This window comes from Enterococcus sp. AZ067 (genome assembly GCF_051715005.1).
GTDB classification, from domain to species: domain Bacteria; phylum Bacillota; class Bacilli; order Lactobacillales; family Enterococcaceae; genus Enterococcus_D; species Enterococcus_D casseliflavus.
On record NZ_JBIOSY010000001.1, the window covers coordinates 3,052,732 to 3,069,102 of the forward strand.

The following is a 16,371-nucleotide window of genomic DNA, read 5'->3' on the forward strand; positions in this document are numbered from 1 at the left end:
AACCTAAAAAAAAAAACAGCCCGCTGTTTCGTCGATTGGTTGACGAAATTGCGGGCTGTCCTGCTAGTGTCTTCTTGATGATTTTACGTTGGTTTGCGCTTATTCAAAAACGAATTGATTGTGATACAGTTCTGCATAAAAGCCGTCAGCCGCCACCAATTGATGGTGATTGCCTTCTTCAATGACTTCGCCGTCCTTCAAGACAACGATGCGGTCGGCATTCAAAATCGTCTTCAAGCGATGGGCGATCACAAAACTGGTTCGTCCTTTGATTGCTTCATCCATTGCTCGTTGAATTTTCGCTTCGGTCACGGTATCAACGTTACTGGTGGCTTCATCCAAAATCAACAATTCTGGATTGGTCAAAATCGTTCGGGCAATACTCATCAATTGTTTTTGACCAGTACTGAAAAGATTGTTCTCTTCGGTGATCTCCGTGTCATAGCCTTTTTCCAACGTCATAACAAACTCATGGATATTGGCTTGTTTCGCTGCTGCAATGACTTCGGCTTCAGTCGCTTCTGGTTTCCCAAAAGCAATGTTTTCGCGAATCGTCCCTGAGAACAACACGGATTCTTGCAAAACGATTCCCACTTGAGAACGCAGCAGATCCAAGTCTAGCTCCCGGATGTCGATGCCGTCAAAGGTCACAGAACCACCATTCACATCATAGAAGCGATTCAACAGGTTCATGATGGTCGTTTTTCCTGAACCCGTCGGTCCGACTAATGCGACCATTTCGCCTTTGTTGACTGTGATCGAGACATCTTTTAGGACCAATTTTTGACTGTCATACCCAAAGTCCACATGATTCAAAGCAACCGCCTCTTTGATGCCCTTCACTTTGATCCCGTCTTTTGGTTTGACCTCATCGGGTTCATCAAACATTTCATTGATTCTGCGCGCACCGGTGATCGCCAATTGAATCATGCTGTAACCAGAAGAGATCTGCATCAATGGTTGATAATACTGCTGCGAATACTGGACAAAGGTCACAACTAATCCTAAAGCAACGGAACGTTCTAAGTCACCGTTTAATGCTAACCAGCCACCAAAGAAAATCACGATTGCCGTGTTCAACAAGGACATTCCTTGCATCAAGGGGAAAAGCAGCCCAGAGTAGACTTGCCCTTTGTAGGTAGCTTCGCGGACTTGTTGGTTGTGGACCAGAAAACCATCGATGGTTTCTTCTTGCAGTCCATTGGTGATGATGATTCGTTGACCACTGATTTTTTCATCAATATAGCCGTTTAATTTTCCGACTTCATCTTGCTGCAGATCGACATATTTGCGGGCTTTTTGGATCACGATCACCGCGATTAAGACCGCAATCGGGGTAGAAGCAATCGTTGCCCATGCCAATTCAACGTTTTGACGGAACATCATGATCAAGATTCCCACCATTAAGACTACATTGGTCAGCACTTGCAACAATGCTTGGTTCAGACTGTTTTGGATGTTATCCAAGTCACTGGTAAAACGGCTCAAAATATCACCGTCTTGATGAGAATCAAAGAATTTGATCGTCAATTTTTCCAGTTTATTAAATAAACCGATCCGCATTCTGTTGGTTGATTTCCCCACCACTTGCGTGAACAAGATACTATAAACAAAATTGGCTGCACTGGCTAAGACATAAAAAATCAACAATTTCCAAATGATCGATAGAAAAGCTGATTTATCATCGACACCTTGCATCAAACCACCAACATAATTCGCCAACTCTTGGAACGCTTCTCCGACAAAGACTGGCGCTTGCACTTGCAGATACGTTGCCAGAATCACCGTCACAAAAATGAATAGAAACGACCACTTGTATTGTTTTAAGTAATGGTAGAAAAATTTACTCGCTTTGAACAAATCTGTCATGGTTACTCCTCTCCTTTCTGTGTTGCGAAGATTTCTTGATAAATAGCATTGTTATTGGCTAAAAATTCATGGCTTCCTTCACCAACCAGACGTCCATTATCTAAAACGAAGATGCGGTCGGCTTTCACAACAGAGGCAATCTTTTGCGCGATGATGATCGTTGTCGTGTCTTTTAATTGTTTTTCAAACGCTTCGCGAACCAATTTTTCCGAACGAGCATCTAATGCACTCGTACTATCATCCAAAATCAAAATTTTCGGTTCACCGATCACCCCTCGAGAAATCGATAAGCGTTGCTTTTGTCCTCCAGAAAAATTGCTGCTGCGCTCGGAGACCGGCGCTTCAAACCCAGCGGTCAATTTTTGAATAAATTCACTGGCTTGGGCGATTTCCGTTGCGCGAGACATCTCAGATTCTGAGGCGTCTTTTTTCCCTTGCCGCAAGTTTTGGGCAATCGTTCCTGAAAAGAGGATCGCTTTTTGCAAGACAAAAGCGACCGTTTTACGCAAGCTTTGTTCATTGACTTCTTTCAAGTCAACGCCGCCAACTCGCACGACACCTTCCGTTGGGTCAAACAAACGGGGAATCAGCTGCGCCAGTGTTGATTTGCCGGCACCAGTCGCCCCTACGATCCCAATCATTTCGCCAGGTTTGATGGTAAAACTGATAGCCGTTAGGGCATTTTTTTCATCCCCAGGGTAACGGAAACTGACGTTTTCAAAAGCGACACTTCCAGACAACTCTTGTTCTGGGACATCTTGGTATTTTAGATCCGGTTCGGTATCTAGAATCTCTTTGATCCGTTTTAGCGAAACTGCAGCCCGCGATGTCATCATCATCATCATGCCGCCGATAATGATCGCCATCATAATTTGCATCAAATAATTCATGAATGAGGCAATTCCCCCAATCAAGGTTGGATCATCTTTCGCTAGATCACTGACAAAGAAGATCGCGCCGACGACGGCTAAGTTGGCTGCCAGCATAAAGGAGGGGATCATGACAGAGAACAAGGTTCCTACGATAATATTATGTTTCGTTAACGTTTCACTGACTTTGGAAAAGCCTTGTAGCTGGTTTTCTTCTTGAACAAATGATTTCACCACACGAATCCCCATCAAATTTTCTTTGGCAATCCCATTGATTTTGTCGATCAAGTTCTGGATGATCATAAAGTGTTTGCCCATCCGTGTAAAGGAGAGTGCCGTAATCACTAGGACAGCGATAATCAGTAAGACGATGATCCACCAAAGTTGCGGCATGGTTGTCATCGCCAAAATGAAGGCACCGATAAATAAGAACGGGATGCGAAACAACGATTGCAGCGAGATCATCACTAAGTTTTGAATTTGCGTGATGTCATTGGTCAAGCGCACCACTAGGTTTCCTGCCGAGAAGGTTTCGATATTACCAAATGAGAATGTCTGGATTTTCCGAAACATCTCTTCCCGAATATCGGCACTAACGCCTTGCGCCACTTTCGCAGAAAAAATCGTGTTGATAATCCCTGCAACAAGGCCTAGCAATGCTAGCCCAATCAGCTGCACACCAATTTTTTTCATTTCATCATTGTTTTCGGTAATAATTGATTCTAGCACTTGCTGCAAGAGCTTCGGCTGCCATAATGCAGCAACGACCATTAAAATGACCGATAATAAGGCAATGCCAGTTGCCGCTTTGTATTTTTTGACATGGCGTAAGACCAGATCCATATACGTACCACTCCTTTGTGTTTAGCAGAAAAGACTGCCAAAAAATTTCGGTTGCACAACAATTTACCATGGATCACGACGGGAAACAAGCGAACAAATAAAACAAAAAGAGCTTTCATGAAAGCTCTTTGAAAATATTGCATAAATGTTGTCGAAAATAACGAATAGTAAAGGGATTATGATGATCCTCGATACTGGTTTGATTATTTTTTGTCGCTAAATCTTTGACTTACAATTCGCTGTTTTCCAGCTCACTTTTTTGTTTTTTTGTCAGTTTTTGTTTGACTAAATCGTAGGAAACCAAAATCATTTGTTCGATGTTTTCTTCCATCAAGGCATCAGATGCCAACTTGATGGTATTCCAATGGGTCTTATTGGCATAATACCCCGGAATGATGACGTCAGGAAATTGCTCTCGCAGCGTTTCGTTGACCTCGGGCAGATTTTTCAAAGTCAAAAACGCTGTTTCTTCTGGTTGTGGACTCATGATTCCAAACTGCTTTCCTACTAAATCAAAGTAGATTGCATCCCAATCTTCGCGATAATAGACTTTGGCTCCCGGCAAGCCTTCCCCAAATGCTTGAAATCGCTGCATTTTTTGTGCAATTTTTTCTTCAATCGATGTACTCATTGTGTTTCCCCCACTTTCTGCTATCAAAATCGCCATTTTCTGTCTCAATTTTGACAGATTGAATCGCTTTCTGCTCTATTTCCTACTATTATACATGGTTGTCGTGGAAAAAGGGATTTTTTATCAGTGGCATGTCGACTGATAATGACGTTACATGCAGCTGTAAGCGGCGTTACATTCATTCACCTTTCGCAGAAGATACAAAAAAGCCCTCATCAGCGAGTAAGTTGTACTCGCCAATAAGGGCAATTGATTACTAGATGTCATAGACAAGATTCATTTTAGAATCTTAGTACCAACCATTTGCTTCCCAGAATGCTTTGGCAGCAGACCAAGAACCATAACGTGATGCTACATATTCATCGGCAACCTTTTCTTGGTTAGCAGCTGAATAGTCACCATTTAAATAAGAGTTGGTTAATTGGTAACGGCCATAGTATTGTCCGTTTGTCGCTGTGTAAGAACCACCAGATTCTTTGTTTGCGATCCATTCTTTTGCTGAAGCTTCTGAGCCGCTAGCTGAAGAGCTGTAGCTTGAGCTGCTTTGAGTGCTTGCAGCAGCAGATTGTGTGTTGCTTGATTGTGAAGCTGCTGGTTCACTTGGTTGTTGTACACTTGCTGCAGCAGTCGTGCTTGCAGATTCTGTATAAGTTGCAGTGCCATCTGTAGGGATGATCAATGCTTCCCCAACAAAAATCAAGTTTTTATCAGCAATCTCGTTTGCTTCAACGATCGCATTGATCGTATCATCAGAGCTATAACCATAAAAGTTAGTAGCGATTGTTGATAATGTATCACCAGATTGAACAGTGTATTGTTCGTCTGCAAAGGCGTCTTTCCCACCTAAGAAAAGGCCGAAACCGGCAAGGACAGCTGTACTAAGTAAAACAGTTTTTAAAGACTTCATATAATTAAATCTCCTTCTTTGAAACTCATTTTGCGTCATTTGAGATGACTCAAGCGCATAAACAAGTCTAACATCGAAGAATATTTCATAGGTAAAGAATTCATTACAGATGATTACGAAAACGACAGTTGCCTTACGTTTCGTAAGAATTTGAGAATCCTATCATATCAAGCTTTACTCTGTTGTAATTTTTAACATTACAGTTATTTTGTTTTCAGGTAAACCAGTTAACCTTAGAAAACCTTTCCTATATTACAAAAAACCCTCTTTTTACACAGGATTGTAACAAAAGAAGGAACGAGACAAGGTCTCATTCCTCATTTACTTTCTATTTTTTCTTCACTGGGATCAATTTATTCATGATGATCGCCGCAATAGCGCTTAAAGCAATCGGTGAATCTAATAAATATTGTAAGAATTGAGGAGCGGATTCTTTGATTTCTGCTGGCATAAACAACAAGCCGATGGCAATAATCAACGGTACCCCGATAATATACAACTCCCGCTCGGAAAACTCTTCATTCTTAATGACCCGAAAGCCGCTCAACAAAATAATGACGCAGACGACCGCGAACACGCCGCCGATGACAGCAGAAGGTACTGCGTGAATCAAGGCTGAAAGTTTTCCCATAAAGGACAATAGGATAAACCAAATGGACGCCATCACAAAGACTTTTTTACTAGCAACCCCTGTGATCGAAATGATCCCTGCATTGGTAGAATAACCAGTTACAGGTGTCGTTCCAACTAAGGCGGCAACCAAGCAGCCTAACCCTTCACCGATCACGCCTTTATTGATCTGTTCATCCGTAACAGGTTCTTCTGTCACAGAACTGACCGCATACCAAGTTCCTGTTGTTTCTGCTAGGAGAACCATATAGATCACTAGCATCGTTAAGATCGCTGAAACATCAAAATGCAGGCCATAGTTTAGAAATACCAGTTTTGGCAGACTAAAGAAAGAAGCATCCGCCACCGACTGAAAATCAACGCCTCCCATAAAGGAAGCAATCACGGTACCGATAACCAAAGCAATAATGACTGAACTGATTCGGAAGTATTTTCCCATTCCTGGAAAATAATCGCCTAACATGGAAAACAAGATCAAAATCGCCGCAGTAATCGCAGCTAACAACATGTTTTGATTGGCACTTAGTGTTTCAGTGGCAGGATAGATATTGCTAGTAAATGCCGTTGGCAGCAGCGTCAAACCAACGATCATGATGATCGTTCCACTGACGATCGTAGGAATAAAATGACGAACGATATACTTATAGATGCCAGTAAAGCCTAATAAAATGACTGCTGCGGCACCAACAATGCTGGCACCTAACACCGTGTCCATGCCGTTGGCACCAAAATAAATACCGATGATCGCTCCAACGGGTACAAAGGATGGTCCTTGACATACGGGTAATTTCAAGAAAAAGAGGACCTGGATCAAAGAAGCGATCCCTGCTCCTAAAAAGGTCGATTGGATCAAACCTGATGCGTCTGAAGAGGACATCGCTACCGCGGTTGCGATAATAAATGGCGGCACATACACGTCCATTGCCAACACATGCTGTAATCCTAAAAGTACTGCTTGACCAAAGGGAATGTCTTCGTTCATTCCGATCGTTAAATGTTTGTTTTTCGTTGATTCCACTGTCTCATTCTCCTCATTTTTCGTGTACTTTTTTTCCTTGGACCCAGACTTGGCGAATATTTTGCATCGTTGCTAAGTACAGGATTTTTTGTAATCTTGCTTCGGGTGAAGTAAACACACCGAAGTCAGGCAAAGGATTTTCTTTTTGTCGCGTATCGATCACTTGCGCATCAAACGCATACCCTTCTTTGATGACACCTACTGGTAATTTCAGTGCCTCACCGCCGCCTTTTGTCGCCAATGAGAACGCATCGATCACGGATATACGAGAATCAGCTACTCCTCGTGTGTTTTGAGGAAGCGTGACATCCACGCCATCTTCTAACATTCTCGAAGACATCACAGCTTGTTTGATGTTGTCATACAAACTCGGTGAAAAACCGCCGGAGATATCCGTTCCTAAACCAATCGTGACCCCTTGTTCTTTCAAGCGCTTGATTGGGATCACGCCATTGGCAAAGTAGGCATTTGAGATGGGACAGTGCGCAACTGCGGCGCCGGTTTCGACAAAACGAACACCGTCAGCTGGGCTGATGAAATTGCCATGAGCCATCACTGCTTTTTCACGCAACAAGCCAAAATCTTGCAGCACTTCGGTATCCGTTTTACCAAATCGTTCTTGAACAAAGTCATGTTCCCATTGCCCTTCACTGCAGTGGGTCTGAACATGAACATCATATTTTTCAGCCAATGCGCCTAACCCTGCCAAGCCTTCATCGGTACAGCTGGGGACAAATCGCGGAGTGACCACAGGATAAACGCCTTGTGGTGCGGTCTTTGCGATTGCTTGTACTTCTTGAATAAAACGTTCTGTATCCGCTAATGCCTCTTCTGTTGACGCGTCTCGATAAAAAGCAGGATTGGCTTGGGGATCGTCCATGACGACTTTTCCGACTAATCCCCGTTGACCAAGAGTGGCACAAGTCTTCGCCAATTGAAGACTCGCTTCTAGATGGATCGTTGCAAAATAAAGAACCGTTGTCGTTCCTCTTGCCAATAGCTGTGCCACCAAATCTTGATAGACAGCTTTGGCAAATGCTGGATCGGCATATTTTGCCTCCAGTGGAAACGTGCATTCATCTAACCAGACATTTAACGGTTCATCTAACGCGATCCCTGCTTGCGGCCATTGTGGTGCGTGGACATGCAGATCGACAAATCCTGGTAAAAAGCACTGGCCTTCGGATAAAGCCTGAAGATTCTCTGATGCTTTTGCCAGCTCTACCTCATACCCTTGATCTGTTTTGGCAGTAACTTTCGTGATGATCCCTGCGTCATCGACTTGAATCAAAGCTTCTTCTATATATTCTAGTTTTCCATCAGTTGGCGTATGGAAAACATCTCCTTTAAAATAGCGAATGGTTGCCATTTGTTTGATTTCCCCCGTTCTCTAAGACATTGTCAGGAAAAAGCCGTTCATTTAATGTTCCTTTTTCACTAACACGATGTTCTTATTTTAACGCTATTCGAAAATAGTGCAATAAAATTCACTATCATAAAGGAAGATAAAACGCTGAACGTTCGGTTTTTATGCGATTTCAAAAAAAGCAGCCACTGTCTTGAATCAAGATAGTGACTGCTAAAGACGCTTATTCTTTTGTTTTCTTTGATTGTCGGCGAAATACCACCAATCCACCTACTAGCAAACACAGTAATCCTGCAATCGAGCCCCATTTTGCTGGCTCTAAAAAGCTTTGGATCCTTGAGGTCTGATTCGTTGCCGTCGTTCCTGATAGCTGAAACAAGAAAGCCAGCGGCTGATGTTCAAAACGAAGAATGACAAACAGGAGTGTCATCAAAAGAAATTGATGTACCAGACTCCCTTTGCTTTGTGTGGCATACTTGGCTAAACTCTGCTGCTCAATTGCTTCGGGTTTTGCCGTCAAATACTGTTTCGTGAGCCATTGATTCAATCCCGCATTAAAGAAGCTAATGACGAATAAACTTATTGGAATCAGTGTGTCGCTGCTGAACAGAAGAACACCTGCCATCAGCCCAAGTAAATATGTTGGTATCAGCTGTTTTTCTAAACGATGAGCGAGTTTTCCTCCGAGAAACATGGCACCAAAAAGGCCCAGTGCATATGGTAAGTAAACGTGCGTGCTTAGCGCTTGTGCTCCATGTCGACCGGTAACATACACCGAGCCGAAAAGAAAAAGAAAGTTTCCGATCACCCCACGAATGAAGGTGAGCACATTTAGATGAAGTGGCTGTTTCCACGAGCGGCTGCGTTTCGTTAAAGTGATCAGCAGCAAAGCAAAGAGAAACAAGAAGCCAGTAATCGCCCATTCAAACAGGGCATTCGACTTGATCAGCCTTGCTGATCGCAAGCCAAACAGTAAGAGAAAGAAAAAGAAATACAACAAAAACTGCTTGTTGAATAACTGGTTGCGCTGCATCAACGGTCTTTTTGGGAGGTTGTTGAAGGTTTGACTACTCTTAGCTGCCAGCACAAAGAGTGCAAAATAACTGCCAAATAGGCCAACGCCTTGAAGGTCATCAGGCAACCGTAAGGCAAACAGTAAAACGAAAAGAAAGAACAGCGCCTCCTTCCAATCATTTTTCAGCGGCTGTTCAGTGAGCTTGGCTTTTTGGCGTACCATCAGATCAGCTGGCGGCAACCAAGAAGCACTGATCCCCAACAAACCAGCCGCTGGCAAGAGTGCCACGCTCCACCAAGTGCTCAAGATACCCACCAATGCGCCGGCGCCGCCGATCAAGACACTGGCTGCTAACAATGATGGTGCGAAAAGCGCCGTAAGCGTCTGTAAGAAAAAGACCCCTGTCATGCGAAAGGTATAAAAGAGCGCAAAGGCTAATGCTGCACTTAGCGACTGCTCTTTGCTCAAAGATAAAAAATAAAGATACGGGATGATCGTGATCGTATTGCTGATGATCAAAAGTGCGGTATGGGATTTTTTGTATATCATCTAAATTCCTCTACTATTGATTGTAGTCTTATTATTTTTTCTATTCTTGATAGTAGGTAATCATTATAAGCAAGTCCTCTATTTAATCCAAAGGCCATTCTTATCCTCCACCACCTTTAATTTACTATTCGGCTGTAACTGGCATTCGATTTCTCCCCCTTGAAGCTTCACTTTGATTGCTTCTTGCTGATAAGTGATTGTAAAGGTCAGTGATTCGATTTTCTTTGGCAAATGATTCGCCAAGTGAAGTCCGCGATCATAGGTCAGACCAGCAAAACCATAAATCAAACTCAACCAGCTGCCGCCCATATTGGCAGCATGAACACCGTCTACAACATTCTTTTGCAAATCATTGAGATCCATCAGTGCGGTATCCATAAAGTAACGATACGCTTTTTCAGTGTCGCCGATTCGGCTAGCCATCACACTAAAGATGGAACGAGACAACGAGGAGTCATGGGTCGTCACCTGCTCGTAATAGTCATAGTCTCTTGTTAATTGCTCTGCTGAAAATTCATGGGTAAACAGCATCTCTGCTAAAACAGTATCTGCTTGCTTGCATACTTGATACTTATAAATGATCATTGGATGATAGTGAAGCAGAAGCGGATAATTCTCAGCAGGTGTTTCCTCAAATGGCCACAGCGCTTGATCTAAGAAGGAATCATCTTGTTTCGTTAGCTGCCGCTCTTCATCGTAACCGAAGTACATCAAGTCAGCCGCTTTTTCCCAATCGGCAATCAATTCTTGATAGACATGGTATCGTTTGGCCAATTCGACCGCATAGCGTAAGTTATTTTGTACCATTTTGTTTGTATAAAAATTGTTGTTTACCAAAGCGCTGTATTCGTCTGGTCCTGTCACTCCATGAATACAAAACCGCTCTTGTCCTTCTTTTACAACAAACGTGCCATAATGAAACCAGAATTTCGCTGTTTCAAAAACGACTTCTTTACCAATTTCTTCAATAAAGGGTTGATCACCCGTGATACGTTCATATAATTGAAAGCCATAAACGATATCGGCATTGATATGCAGTTGTGCTGTACCTGCTGGATAATAGGCACTCGTTTCATTACCGTCAATCGTACGCCAAGCAAATAAGGCCCCAGCTTGATTCAATTCTTTTGCTCGTTTTTTGGCTTGCGGCAAAATACTTGCACGATAGGAAAGCAAGCTTTTGGCTATCTCGGGGTTCGTATAAATGAAGAAAGGCAGTAGATACATTTCTGTATCCCAAAAATAATGTCCTTCATATCCTTCACCCGTAAGCCCTTTTGCGGCAAAATTCGTTTTCCCATCACGCCCTGCACCTTGGTTCAAATGAAACAAATTGAAACGGATCCCTTTTTGCAAATAGTCATCCCCCACGATTTGAATATCGCTGGCTTGCCAGAAAGATTGATAGTAATCCGCTTGTTCTTTTAATAAGACAGAAAACTCATCGACTCTCTGCTGAAAGGGTGTCTCACCAAACCTTTGCAGCAATTTGACCTGAAAAATCGAAGTTGACGGTTCTCCAACTGTCAAATACTGCTTTTCTTGATGCAGCTGAATAGCGATTTGCTTTTGACTATTTGGTGCTGTCCATACTTGGTATGCGCCCATTTGTTCTTTTTCCAATTGATGATTCTTACTGGCAACTCGAGGATCATCTGTTTTATTGACAGAGAATTGCTGATTTAATGTGTGGGATAGTTCGATTGGTTCTGAAAAATCGGCTGTTATCACTTCATAGCGGCAAACATAGAGTTCACTACGCGTCATTGATGCAAACGAAGTTAACCCCAACACAAAAGACTTTCCGGTCGGAGTAGTTATCCGATAACTTTCCGTCAGAATCCCGTCAGCTAATGCAAGACTCATTTGCGTTCGTTCGACTTGCCATTCCTCAACCGAAGAATCCTCCTCGCCGATTTTCAAAATAACTCCACGCAAGTTTGGCAATTTGCAAATCGTTTGATGTTCTTTTGCATACCCATAAGCCCATTCGCCATACTGAATCGGCTCGCTGTCAAAAAAGCCGTTGACAAACGCCCCAGGATTTCCTGGATACAGTTGATTGACCTTCAAAGGATGCCCTGCACGGACGCCGATTTGCCCATTTCCTACAGCGAACAATGTTTCTAGATACTCCATTTTCTGATGGGACAGCTCATCAGCTGTCAATAGAAAGTCGTTTTTCTTCATCCTTTATCCTCCAAGTCTTTTGGTTTATTCCTCGTTATCTTCACTTAGTTTCTATCCTACACTTCTAGCCAATGATTGCAAGGCTCAGCTCTTAGTCCTTTTGCCACAAGCATCTCTTTAGAGCCGAGCAGCGAATGTATGATACCATGAAGCAAACACGAAAGAAGGCGATTTCTTGGATTTATGGCTTACAAATGTTCAACTTGAGACGAGTTATTTAAAAGAAGGCGACTGGTCTTATGGAACCAAAACAGAAAATACAGCAATCGGGATCAATGATGGAAAAATAGCGGAGATCGTGCCGATGACTGAATGGCAGGCATCAAGCGAAGCGACGATCATTGATGGGGAAAATCAGTTATTGTTGCCAGGATTGATCGAAAAACATTGTCATTTGGACAAAAGTAAATTAGGTACTCCTTGGCGTCCAGTAACGCCAGCAGATAGCTTGGTGGAACGATTTGAAACTGAGATTCCCCAATTAGATGCCTTACCGTTATCGATCAAAGAACGCGGACAAGCGCTGATTGATTTAGAACTACCTCACGGTGCGGTGATGTTCCGCTCACATATCGATATTGAACCAATGACTCAGCTGCGTTATTTTGATGCGATCACTGAATTCGTTGCCGAACAGCCTTTTGGTTCAGAGCTGGTCTTATTTCCCCAACATGGCTTGCTGCGCTCAAATGCTGCTTCCTTAATTGAAGAAGCCTTAGCAACGGGCAAAGCTTCTTATATTGGTGGTGTTGATCCTTATACACTCGATCAAGATTATAAAACTTCCTTACGAACAACTTTTGAACTTGCTCAAAAAGGGCATGTCGGTATTGACCTCCATCTTCATGATCGGCAAGAAGCTGGCAGAGCGACCGTTAAAGAAATGATTCGTTTGACGAAGGAATTCAATATGCAAGGAAAAGTGGCGATCAGTCACGCCTTTGGTCTAAATGACTTTGAGGGAGAAGAACGCAAAGAAGTCTTTCAAGCCTTAGCAGACTTAGAGATCCATATCATTTCAAGTATTCCCATCAGCCCAGGAACGATCCCGCCGCTGAAGGAATTGCAAAGCTATGGCGTGGCTGTTCATATCGGTTGCGACAATGTCTATGATTCTTGGTCTTCTCTTGGCGACGGTTCTTTACAAGAAAAGCTGGCGCGCTATTTAGAGATTTTTGCTGTCAAAAGTCAGGAAGACTTGACGCAAGCCCTAGGTCTGGTTACTGATGGCAAAGTGCCCTTAGATAAAAACGGTGCGCAGCAATGGCCTAAGGTTGGTGATTCGGCTGATTTCTTGCTGACACCAGCTGCTTGTACGGCAGAATTTGTCGCCCGCAAAGTCTTCGTCAGCAAAAGTTTTTATCAAGGAACGGTTGTCTTTTCAGCTGAATAAACTATCTGATAACAACGAAAAGAAAAGCCATTGTCTGAACTGAGCAGACAATGGCTTATTTCTTTCGATCATTAAACGTTTCTCAAAAATTCCATTTTACCCAATCAGCAAATAATTCTGGCCAACGGACAACCGACGCTTCGATCCCGTGTTGATCGCTGTTGGCGGTTTCTGGCGTTCCTAAACTTAACCCGTGACCGCCCCGAGGGAAAATGTGTAGCTCATAAGGTATATTAAATTTGCGCAGCTGTTCGGCAAAAAGGAGGCTGTTTTCCGCCAAGACTAATCCATCTTCTAACGTATGCCAAAGAAACGTTGGTGGTGTCTGTTCATTGACTAAAGTCTCTAAAGACAAGGCGGCTTTTTCTGTTTCGTAACGATCTGCTAATAATGAACGGAAGGAATCTTGGTGCCCAAGTTCTCCACTAGATAATACTGGGTAGCTCAACAGTAACCCGTTAGGCCGCCATTCTTCATTGGCTCCTTGTAAAGCCTCTGCTAGAAAAGGTTGCTGCCAAGACACACCCAAGTTAGCAGCTAAATGGCCACCAGCTGAAAAACCAGCAACGATGATTTTTTCAGGATCGACGTGCCAGGTGTCATGATTGGTGCGGACAAGACGAACGGCAGCAGCCAATTCCTGTAAGGCTAACGGATAGACAGCCGGTTTTATACTATAATGCAACACAAAGGCTTGGAAACCAAAGCTCATCATTTTGATGGCGATAGGTTCCGCTTCTCGATCCGACAACATTTCATAGCCGCCGCCAGGACAGATGATGACAGCTGGTCGGACACGATCTGGTTCCATTTCAGGAGAATTTTCGATGACATAGGTAGTTAAACTTGCTTGGCTTTCTGGTAAAAGTGCAGATCTTTTTTCATGTATCACGGGTTGCGCCTCATTTCATTGTAATTTTATAGACAATTGGTTGGTCGGTTTCAATTGGTTCAAAAGTTAGTTGCAAGCCTTCATCGGTCACTTGCCAATCAACAGGCTGTTCTTCGTATCCTAGAATCGTGACGGTTTTGATGATGCCGTGAAATTCTGGCAAATTTTGGTCTTTGGATTGTGCCAGTGCTTGGATCCTTGCGTGGCCATTCTCAGGACTTGCCATGCCAATCGCATACAACGAATCCCCCTGAACCGTAAAGCGGAAATCCTGGCTCGTGTATGTCGTCGCCTGTGCTTCTTGAAATTGGCCCGAAACTACGGTCGTGGGCCCTTCCCCTGCTTTGCGCCATGGTTTCGCTTCATAAATGGCTTCACCATTTACATCCAGCCACGCACCGATTTCTTTTAAGATCGCTTGATCTTTTTCTGGGATCGAACCATCCCCTTTCGGCCCGATATTCAAAAGGAGATTGCCGTTTTTACTGACGACTTCGATCAAATCCTGTAAAATCTCACGTGTTGTTTTATAATCCAATGTCGTGGTATAGCACCATGAATTACGAGCGATTGCTGTGTCTGTTTGCCAGTAAAAAGGTTGTGGTTCGGCAAATTTCCCCCGTTCAATCTCCACGATACCGCTACCAAACATCATGGCATCGTGCTTGTAGCAAATACCAACTCGTTTGCCCCATTCAGCCCCACGATTGTAATAGTAAGCAGCGAAAAGTTGCAAATGCTCCTTGAAGGCTTCATGTTGGATCCACCAATCAAAATACAGCAGCTCTGGTTGATAGTTGTCGACGAGTTCACAGGTTCTAAGCAGCCAATCATCTAAAAATTCTTTTGACGGGTATGGCTCGCTAAAGAGACTTTCATGGTCTGGCTCTGGCATCGCTGGCCAGTAAAAGTCGCCTTTTGCCAACGGCTCCTTGATATCACTGTCAAAATCCTTACCGTGTCCCATAAAAAACCAATGTTCGGCACGATGAGATGAGGTACAAAAATGCAGGCCTTGCTCCTCTGCTGCTTCTTTTAGTTCACCAAGAATATCTTTTTTCGGCCCCATAACTGACGCATTCCATTCAGACAGTTCGCTTTTATACATCTGAAACCCGTCGTGATGTTCTGCAACGGGAAAAAGATAATTGGCACCGGCTTGTTTGATCAAGCGAATCCATTCATTTGCATCAAATTTATCTGCGGTAAACATCGGAATAAAGTCTTTGTAGCCAAAGTTTTTTTGTGGACCATAGGTTTCAATATGGTGATCATATTCTGGATGGCCTTTGATGTACATATTTCTTGAATACCATTCATTGTGAAAGGCTGGAACACTGTACAGTCCCCAATGAATGAAGACCCCAAATTTTGCTTTGCGGAACCATTCCGGTAGAACAAAAGCGCCCAATGACTGCCAATTTGGAAAAAAGGGGCCTTGATGTGCGACTTGCTGGATCGTTTCTACTGTGATCATTGTTTTTCCTCCAAAATACCGACTGTTTCCAGCCATGTTTTTGCAATCAACACATGTCCTGCAGTCGAGGGGTGCACGCGATCACTGCTTAAGACATAGGATGATTGATAAAGCAAAAAATCATCAAACTTTTCCTGCGTATCCCCTAAAAGGATACCATACTCTTGCGCTACTTTGGCAAGCACTTGTTGGTAATTGGCAAGCATTTTTCTTAATGGATCTTCTTTGTTGGCTTCAACCATAAACGGGCTCAAAAGAATCATCCCCTTGACATTTGACAAGGTCTGCTCGATCAAATCACGCAGCTCTGATTCAAATCTCTCGATCCCCACTAGTTCCGTTTGAGCAAAGGTTCCATCAAAATGCCGCCACACATCATTCACACCGATCATGATCGTTACCCAATCTGGTTGAAATGCCAACACATCATGCTTCCAGCGCTTCTTCAAATCGACAACCGTATCCCCACTGACACCCCGGTTGACGATCATTAATTCCATTTGCGGGAGTAATGCTGTGGTATAGGCGTTGATCAGATGAACATAGCCGTCCCCCCATGAAGACCAACCTGCGGGTATCGCTTGATAATTTCGATTGCTATCTGTGATCGAATCCCCCATAAAAAGCAAACGATCTTTTTTTTCAACTATCATTGTTTTCCTCCTTAAAGAAAGAAGACTGATCCGCTGGTGCTGGATCAATCTTCTTAAGTGATTGCTTAC

General features: G+C 43.3%; 12 protein-coding genes. 1 reads left to right on the plus strand and 11 read right to left on the minus strand.

From position 1 onward, the window contains the following. Positions 1-99 precede the first annotated feature (99 nt). From IGI82_RS14530 to IGI82_RS14565, 8 genes are all read right to left on the minus strand, one after another. Positions 100-1,869 carry an ABC transporter ATP-binding protein gene (locus IGI82_RS14530; protein ID WP_074535446.1) on the minus strand — a complete coding sequence of 590 codons (1,770 nt, stop codon included), beginning with the start codon at positions 1,867-1,869 and terminating at the stop codon, positions 100-102. 2 nt (positions 1,870-1,871) lie between these two features. After that, positions 1,872-3,581, minus strand: coding sequence for an ABC transporter ATP-binding protein (locus tag IGI82_RS14535; protein ID WP_438842388.1), 1,710 nt, complete (start codon positions 3,579-3,581; stop codon positions 1,872-1,874). 229 nt (positions 3,582-3,810) lie between these two features. Beyond that, a complete protein-coding gene (locus IGI82_RS14540) occupies positions 3,811-4,212 on the minus strand; it encodes an MmcQ/YjbR family DNA-binding protein (RefSeq protein ID WP_115232732.1) in 402 nt (133 codons plus the stop codon). A gap of 289 nt (positions 4,213-4,501) precedes the next feature. Next, positions 4,502-5,119, minus strand: a complete 618-nt coding sequence (locus IGI82_RS14545) for a LysM peptidoglycan-binding domain-containing protein (protein ID WP_413126218.1) — start codon at positions 5,117-5,119, stop codon at positions 4,502-4,504. A gap of 328 nt (positions 5,120-5,447) precedes the next feature. Further along, positions 5,448-6,731, minus strand: coding sequence for a uracil-xanthine permease family protein (locus IGI82_RS14550; protein WP_284591100.1), 1,284 nt, complete (start codon positions 6,729-6,731; stop codon positions 5,448-5,450). Positions 6,732-6,780: 49 nt separating this feature from the next. Beyond that, positions 6,781-8,136, minus strand: coding sequence for a guanine deaminase (gene guaD / locus IGI82_RS14555; RefSeq protein WP_438842389.1), 1,356 nt, complete (start codon positions 8,134-8,136; stop codon positions 6,781-6,783). Between the two features lie 220 nt (positions 8,137-8,356). Continuing rightward, on the minus strand, positions 8,357-9,697 hold the full coding sequence (locus IGI82_RS14560) for a hypothetical protein (protein ID WP_438842390.1): 1,341 nt from the start codon (positions 9,695-9,697) through the stop codon (positions 8,357-8,359). Positions 9,698-9,775: 78 nt separating this feature from the next. Then, positions 9,776-11,887, minus strand: coding sequence for a glycoside hydrolase family 65 protein (locus IGI82_RS14565; RefSeq protein ID WP_438842391.1), 2,112 nt, complete (start codon positions 11,885-11,887; stop codon positions 9,776-9,778). Between the two features lie 175 nt (positions 11,888-12,062). Here IGI82_RS14565 and IGI82_RS14570 point away from each other — a divergent pair, with 175 nt between their 5' ends. Beyond that, entirely contained in the window at positions 12,063-13,280 is a 1,218-nt protein-coding gene (locus tag IGI82_RS14570; RefSeq protein WP_438842392.1) for an amidohydrolase family protein, read from the plus strand. An 82-nt stretch (positions 13,281-13,362) separates the two neighbouring features. Here IGI82_RS14570 and IGI82_RS14575 read toward each other — a convergent pair whose 3' ends face one another. The 3 genes from IGI82_RS14575 to IGI82_RS14585 are packed head-to-tail and all read right to left on the minus strand — an operon-like array spanning position 13,363 to position 16,302. Further along, positions 13,363-14,172 carry an alpha/beta hydrolase gene (locus tag IGI82_RS14575; RefSeq protein WP_115232737.1) on the minus strand — a complete coding sequence of 270 codons (810 nt, stop codon included), beginning with the start codon at positions 14,170-14,172 and terminating at the stop codon, positions 13,363-13,365. A gap of 10 nt (positions 14,173-14,182) precedes the next feature. Then, positions 14,183-15,649, minus strand: coding sequence for an alpha-L-fucosidase (locus IGI82_RS14580; protein ID WP_438842393.1), 1,467 nt, complete (start codon positions 15,647-15,649; stop codon positions 14,183-14,185). Then, positions 15,646-16,302 (minus strand): SGNH/GDSL hydrolase family protein, encoded by a 657-nt coding sequence (locus IGI82_RS14585; RefSeq protein ID WP_438842394.1) that lies wholly within the window; start codon positions 16,300-16,302, stop codon positions 15,646-15,648. The genes IGI82_RS14580 and IGI82_RS14585 overlap by 4 nt, the downstream gene beginning before the upstream one ends. Positions 16,303-16,371: the final 69 nt, after the last annotated feature.